Source organism: Clostridium sp. (assembly GCF_032552055.1).
Classification (GTDB): Bacteria; Bacillota; Clostridia; order Clostridiales; family Clostridiaceae; genus Clostridium.
In genome coordinates this window covers 1-7,535 of sequence record NZ_JAWGSV010000151.1, presented here as the reverse complement: position 1 = coordinate 7,535, position 7,535 = coordinate 1, and the positions used below count along the sequence as shown (strand labels likewise).

Annotated in this window: 5 protein-coding genes and 1 other annotated feature; all 5 genes read left to right on the top strand. The window is 27.6% G+C overall.

Annotation, left to right across the window (positions count from 1 at the left end):
- Positions 1-144 precede the first annotated feature (144 nt).
- Entirely contained in the window at positions 145-1,023 is an 879-nt protein-coding gene (locus E6248_RS10655; RefSeq protein ID WP_316340785.1) for a LysR substrate-binding domain-containing protein, read from the top strand.
- Positions 1,024-1,086: 63 nt separating this feature from the next.
- Positions 1,087-2,223, top strand: coding sequence for a deaminase domain-containing protein (locus E6248_RS10650; protein WP_316340784.1), 1,137 nt, complete (start codon positions 1,087-1,089; stop codon positions 2,221-2,223).
- A 132-nt stretch (positions 2,224-2,355) separates the two neighbouring features.
- Positions 2,356-2,624 (top strand) — a binding site (T-box leader).
- A gap of 58 nt (positions 2,625-2,682) precedes the next feature.
- Positions 2,683-4,650, top strand: a complete 1,968-nt coding sequence (locus E6248_RS10645; protein ID WP_316340786.1) for a class I tRNA ligase family protein — start codon at positions 2,683-2,685, stop codon at positions 4,648-4,650.
- A 211-nt stretch (positions 4,651-4,861) separates the two neighbouring features.
- On the top strand, positions 4,862-6,217 hold the full coding sequence (trkA, locus tag E6248_RS10640; protein WP_316340783.1) for a Trk system potassium transporter TrkA: 1,356 nt from the start codon (positions 4,862-4,864) through the stop codon (positions 6,215-6,217).
- Positions 6,218-6,222: 5 nt separating this feature from the next.
- The coding region (locus E6248_RS10635; RefSeq protein ID WP_316340782.1) for a TrkH family potassium uptake protein at positions 6,223-7,535 on the top strand (1,313 nt) is incomplete at its 3' end.

Below are 7,535 nucleotides of genomic sequence, written 5' to 3'. Positions count from 1 at the left end.
ATATAAGTTTTATTGTTAAATACGACTATGACAGTATATCACTATACTAAAGAATATGTCTAATTCAAATTAATTATAAATCAATAACTAAAAGTTATTAATTATACTGTGTTTTAGGTAGAAGAATTATAAAAAGGAGATAAAATGAACTTACAACATTTAGAATATTTTAAAGTAATAGCTGAAACCAAAAATTTTACAACAGCTTCAAATATATTATCTGTAACTCAACCAGCTTTAAGCAAAGCTATTTCAAAATTAGAGGAAGAATTAGAAGTTTCACTTTTTGAAAGAGAAGGAAGAAATATAAAAATAACTAAATTTGGAGAAGTATTTTTAAAATATGCTGATTCAGCATTAATTGAAATAGAAAGAGGAAAAGAAAAAATTCATAATATGAAGGAAAATAATGATAATGTTATTTCGATTACATCCACTAATTGCATAGGAACAACATTTATCCCTTTTATATTAAGTAGTTTCTTTAATGATAATTTTCAAGCAAGGTTTAATATTAATAATCAATCTACAGAAGAAATATTAAAGGATTTAAAACATGGAAGAATTGATTTTGGATTCTTTGATAATATAAATAATCTTGAAGATTATCCTAAAATAGAGTTTATTCTAGTAAAACAAATAGAGTATGTATTGATAGTGCCTAAAAATCATCCTCTAGCAAATAAAGAAGAAATTTATCTAAAGGATTTAAAGGAGGAGTACTTTATAACATATAAAGATAATTCTTGTGATCAAAAGGAACCATATTTAAAGTTAATGGGTTATACACCTAAGGTAATTGCTGAACCTAATGAGGGGATTTTACTTTCCAAGTTAGTTGAAGCTGGAGCAGGAATTTCAATAGTTTTAAATATACCTACAATTAATACTAATAAGATTTCTATACTTAAGATTAAAGACAACATAGGATTTAAGAATATTTATATGGGATGGAATAAGAGTGAATATACTTCTGAAATTAAAAAGAAATTTAAAGATTACGTTATAAATTCAAATAAATAATTAAAGTGAAAATTTATATAAAGGCATATTAATTTTAAAACATGAATTAAAAAAGAGGTAAATATGACGCAAATAGATGCTACATTAAAAAATAGAAAAAAGGATAGAATAAAAATCAGCAATTTAGATGATTTTAAGAATGCTCTTAGATGTGAGGGATATATAATAAATGATTTTAGAGAAGAAGACTTTAAGGAAGAATTAAAAAAAAATTTCAGACTAAATAATACTGTAGCTGAAAGGTTATATACTTCAATTAAAGATAATGAAGTTAGTTATAAAGTAAATGATATAAATGATCTTATTGATTATATAGAAAAGATTATATTATTTGAAAATGAGCATAAGAAACTTTGCAGAATAATAGGCGAAGTAAAGAGATTAAATATAGATAGAATTGAATATGAAAGAGAGACAAGTACACAAGATAATATTGAAGATATATTAAAGGATATTGAAGAAATAAAGAGGAATATATCTAGAAAGATTTATAAAGATGAGAAAGAAAAAATAAAGAATTTAGAAAAGGAAATAGATAAGGATTATATTTATGGAAAAGATATTGAATTATTAAAAAAAATGCTTCTTTATAAAAAAGAGGTACTTATAGAGAAATATAATGTAGATACTAAAGTAAAATCAATATCTATTGAAATACCGGAAAAAATTGATTGCCAATATATAAAAACTAAGAAGGGTTCTGTAGAATACCATGAATATTTAACTAATAATATACCAAGAATGCAGCGTTTAATAAAGAATTTAAGAAAATATATGAAAGTTTCTGAAAATGAAGAAGGAACATTTAAAATAAATCAAAGCAATGCATTACAAGATTCTATAAATATAGCAGTAGCAATATTTGATAATAAGGAGTTTAAAGCAATAAGCGGAAGTAATGATATAGAAAATTATTGTATAGCTCCAACTCTAGAAAAAACAGTATTTAAGAGTATTAAAGTTAATAAATTAGGTGAATTAGGGATAGGCTATAATAGAGTTAATGATAGTGAGAAAAAGATATTTGAAGAAATTCATAATCAAATAGAAGAAAAAGTTATAAAAGATGAGGGAAATCTTATTTTATATAGTAAATGGGAGCCGTGTCCAAGCTGTTATTATGTAATTAGCCAATTTTGCAATATTCATCCTAATATAAGTGTACAGGTTAACTACAGTAAAAAGTATGGAGAAAAATAGAATAAATTCATTTATAATACAAAAATGGTAGGATAAGATGAGTTTTTATTATTTTACAAAAGGTTAAGAAAGATAAATATTATTATAAAAATAAATTGACACATAGAATCATAAGATATATAATTAAACAAATTAAAAGCTATGAAGAGAAGAGTAATTATGAATGAGTATACAGAGAGTTTCTGGTTGGTGAAAGGAAATTATGAAGTCATAATGAAACAAGCCTCGGAGCTTCATACGGATCTTATAATAATATTATAAGTGATGATATGACGTTAGTTCACGTTACAGAACTAGAGTATGATTTGCCTAATTTATGGTGATGGTGTACTTGAAGAGCCTAGGATGGTGACATTTTAGGGAAAAAGGGTGGTATCGTGAAATGTAATTTCGCCCCTGTAGAATAGATTTCTACAGGGGCTTTTTTGATTTTAAAATTATCATAAAGGAGTAGTAATGATGATAAGCAAGAGATTAGAAAAAAATGAAAGACCAATATTTCCAAAGAAAGCTGTAATTACAGCTGGAATGCCTTATGGGAATAAAAATCTTCACTTTGGACATATTGGAGGAATGTTTATTCATGCCGATATATTTGCAAGATTTTTAAGGGATAGAATAGGGAAAGAAAATGTAATCTTCGTATCGGGGACAGATTGTTATGGTTCACCTATACTTGAAAGTTATAGAAAGCTTAAGAATGAAGGCTATGATAAAACTATAGAAGATTATGTTAAGGATAATTATTTAGCTCAAAAGAAAACTATAGAAGATTATAAGATTAGTTTAGATATTTTTGGTGCTTCAGCTTTTGGTAGGACAGGAGAAGTTCATAATGAAGTTTCAGAAGAAATATTTAACGTTTTATATGAAAATGGATATGTAAAAAGGATGTCAGCTTTGCAATTTTATGATGAGGATAAGAAGACATTTTTAAATGGAAGGCAAGTAGTTGGAAGGTGTCCAATTTCAGGCTGTAACTCTGATAAGGCATATGGAGAAGAATGTGCATTAGGGCATCAATATATGGCATCAGAATTAATTAATCCTATTAGTACTTTATCAGGTAAGAAACCTATGTTAAAAAGTATAGAAAATTGGTATTTTACTTTAGATGATTCAATGGATACTATGAAGGAACTTAATGAGTTTTTAAAGAAAAATACTAACAGAAGAAAATTTGAAATTAAAGCTATAGATGAATTTTTAAAGAAGCCATTAATATATGTACCAAGAAAATATATTAATGATTTAAGGGAGTTAGAATTTAAACTTCCAAAGCATGAAACTATTGATGAAGAAAATAAAGCTTCAATTACTTTCATTTTTGATAAATTAGAAGATAGAGATAAGGCAAAAGAAACCTTAGATAACTTAAATATCTACTATACTAGTGGTAAGACATTAGTTCCCTTTAGATTATCAGGAAATATCACATGGGGAGTAAAAGTACCAGATAAAGAAGATTTGAAGGATCTAACATTTTGGGTATGGCCAGAATCTTTATGGGCACCAATTTCTTTTACAAAGGCATACTTAGAATCAATAGGAAAAAATCCTAATAAATATAAATGTTACTGGGAAGATGATGATTCCATGGTGTATCAATTTATAGGAGAGGATAATATTTATTTTTATTCAATTGCAGAAATGGCTATCTTTATCGCTCTTAAGAAGGCTAAGGGAGAAGAAATAAATATTAATGATATAAAACTTCCTCATATAGTTCCTAATAAGCACATTTTATTTATGGATAAAAAAGCAAGTAGTAGTTCTGATGTAAAGCCTCCAATGGCAGATGAATTATTAAGTTTTTATACTAGTGATCAATTACGTATGCATTTTATGAGTTTAGGACTATCATCAAAAAGTGTTGGATTTAAACCACAAGTTTATATGAAAGAAGAGGAAAAAGTAGGAGTAGATCCTGTTTTAAAGGAAGGAAACCTATTAACTAACGTATTTAATAGACTTATTCGCTCATGTTTTTATACATTACAAAGCTTAAATGAGGCTATTCCAAAAGAAGAGGTTAGTGAAAAGATTAAGACTTTAACAGAAAAAGCAGTGTTGGAATATGAAAAGCATATGTATAATCAAGATTTCCATAGAATAGCCTATGTTTTAGATGATTATATTAGAGAAATCAATAAGCATTGGTCAAATAATATTAAAAAGGAAGAGCTTAAAAGTGAGGTACTAGCAGATTGTTTTTATGCATGTAAAGTTATAGCAGTGTTAATACATCCGATAGCCCCTGAAGGCTGTGAGATGTTTAAGGAGTATTTAAATATTGATGATAAGCTTTGGGATTGGAATAAAATTTTTCATCCTATTCATTCTTATTTTGAAGATGGAGATAATCATAGATTTAAATTTCTTGAACCAAAGGTAGATTTCTTTAAGAAAATGGAGCATCAATATTAATATAGTCAAGATATAATAGAAATAAGTAAAGTAAAGCTGTATAATACTATGTTATATGGCTTTTTTATATTACTCTATTACCACTTTAGGAAAAGGATAATTTAAGAGTATCTATTTAAAAAGTTATTTTATAGATAGAATAAATAATTATTGTGTTGTATAATTGATTTGTTATATAACTAATTAGTATTTAAACATAAGGAGATATGAGATGAACATAGTTATAGTTGGTGCAGGAAAGGTCGGATATACATTAGCTCAGTACCTGTCCATCGATGGAGATAATATTACCATGATTGATAAGAAAGACTTGGCTTTAGAACATGTAAATAACAATCTGGATGTAATGTGTGTTAAAGGTAATGCCACAAGTTTAAAAGTTCTTGAAGAAGCTGGTGTAAGGGAGGCAGACTTATTAATATCTGTTACAGATAGTGATGAATTAAATATGCTTTGCTCTCTTGCATCAAAAAAATTAGGTGCAAAATATACAGTGGCAAGAGTAAGAAATCCGAGTTATGACGAAGAAATAACTCTTTTAACTGAAGCCGTTGGTATAGATTTAGTTATAAATCCAGAAAAGGCTGCAGCAATAGAAATAGCTAAATTAATTAAGTACCCATCAGTATGTAATATAGATAATTTTTCTGATGGAAAGGTAAATTTAGTTGGATTTAAGGTTAAAGATACAGCACTTGAAGGAAAGAGAATAAGTGATATTGCATTTATTAGGGGTAATGTACTTTTTTGTGGTGTAGAAAGAAACGACGAGTTTATCTTGCCGAAGGGAGACTATGTTTTTAATAGTGAAGATAGAGTATATGTAATAGGTGAACATAAAGATATTCAAAATCTATTTAACAAGCTTGGAAAGTATAAGAAAAAAGTTAAGAGAGCTATGATAGTTGGTGGAGGTAAGATTGCATATTATCTTGCTAAAATAATCAATGAAGTAGGAGTTAGCTGTAAAATAATAGAGAAAGATTTAACTGTATGTGAGGAACTTAATGAACTTTTACCAAACTCAATAGTAATAAATGGGGATGGTATGGATGAGGAGCTTCTACTATCTGAAAGTTTATTAGAGGTTGATAGTTTTATTACATTAACAGGAAGAGATGAAGATAATATAATAGCTTCTATATTAGCATATAATAAATCTGTAAGTAATGTAATTACTAAAATTACAAGAGATAATTATAGAGATATAGGAAAAGCTGTTGGTATAAACACTATGGTAAATCCAAAGCTTGTTACTGCCTATAAAATATTGAAATATGTAAGATCTTTAAAGAATAAGAAAAAGAGCTTTATAGAAAATATATATAGAATTTGTAATGATAAAGCTGAAGCTGTAGAATTTATAGTAGGTAGTGATACTACTAATATAAATGAGAAGTTTAAGAATATAGAATTTAATGAAAATGCATTAGTAGCTACAATTGTTAGAAATAATAAGATTATTATTCCAACAGGTGATGACTACTTAAAGATAAATGATAGAGTAATTATTGTATCTAAAGATATGAAGATAGTACAAATTGATGACATATTTCGTAGGTGGTAGAAAAAATGAATTATAAAATGGTGTTAAGATTTATTGGAAATGTATTATTATATGAGTTATTACTTATGATAATCCCATTTGGGGTAGCTTTATTTTATGGAGATGGGGATGCTAATTCTTTTCTATACACTATAATTTTAATGTTACCTCTAGCATTGGGATTACGCCGAATTAAAGTTAAAGATAATGAAATGTATGCAAAAGAAGGATTCTTTACTGTAGGATTATCTTGGATTGTAATAGCAGTTTTTGGAGCACTTCCTTTTGTAATAAGTGGAGCAATACCATCTTTTATAGATTCATTTTTTGAAACTGTATCAGGATTTACAACAACAGGTGCCACAATACTTACTGAAATAGAATCCCTACCTAGGGGAATATTATTTTGGAGAAGTTTCACTCACTGGATAGGAGGAATGGGATTCTTAATATTTATATTAGCCTTAGCACCTTCGTTAGGATCTAATACAATATATCTATTAAGAGCAGAAAGTCCAGGACCTAATCCAGGTAAAATTGTTCCAAAGTTAAGTCAAACAGCAAAGATACTTTATATAATATATTTTTTATTAACTATAATAGAAACTGTTTTATTAATGTTTGCAGGGCTTTCATTTTATGATGCTATAATACATGCACTAGGAACTGCAGGAACAGGTGGATTTTCTAATATGAATGCCAGTGTTGCTGCTTTTAACAATCCAGCAAGTGAGTGGATTATTACAATATTTATGATGCTTTTTGGAGTGAATTTTGCTTTATTCTTCCAAATAGCAAGAGGAAGTATTAAGAGTTTCTTTAAAAGTGAAGAATTAAGGTATTATTTATTGATGATTGGTGTATCTATAGTATTTATTACTATAAATATATTAAGCATTAATAACGGAAGAATAGAGGAGTCGATTAGGCAGTCTTCCTTCCAAGTTGTATCAATAATAACTACTACAGGTTATGCAACAGTAGACTTTAATCTATGGCCAACCTTGAGTAAAGTTATAATATTAATTCTTATGATATCAGGAGCTATGGCTGGATCTACTGGTGGAGGAATAAAGACTACTAGAATAGTAATAATGTTAAAAACTATAAGACGTGGAATAGATAGGATACTTCATCCAAAGAGAATACAAAGTGTTAAAATGGATGGTAAGGTAGTAGATGAAGAAATAATTTCAGGTGTATTCTTATTTTTAGGTGCATATCTTGTAATAACGATTATTGGGATTGTAATTGTTTCTTTAGATGGATTTGATTTAATTACTACATCAACTGCTGTGTTAACTTCAATAAGTAATGTAGGGCCAGGTTTTGAGATGGT

What these genes read in the sequence shown, in the direction of transcription:
- E6248_RS10645 (WP_316340786.1), top strand. Translation starts at nt 2,683, where the DNA reads ATGATAAGCAAGAGATTAGAAAAAAATGAAAGACCAATATTTCCAAAG.
- E6248_RS10650 (WP_316340784.1), top strand. Translation starts at nt 1,087, where the DNA reads ATGACGCAAATAGATGCTACATTAAAAAATAGAAAAAAGGATAGAATA.
- trkA (WP_316340783.1), top strand. Translation starts at nt 4,862, where the DNA reads ATGAACATAGTTATAGTTGGTGCAGGAAAGGTCGGATATACATTAGCT.
- E6248_RS10655 (WP_316340785.1), top strand. Translation starts at nt 145, where the DNA reads ATGAACTTACAACATTTAGAATATTTTAAAGTAATAGCTGAAACCAAA.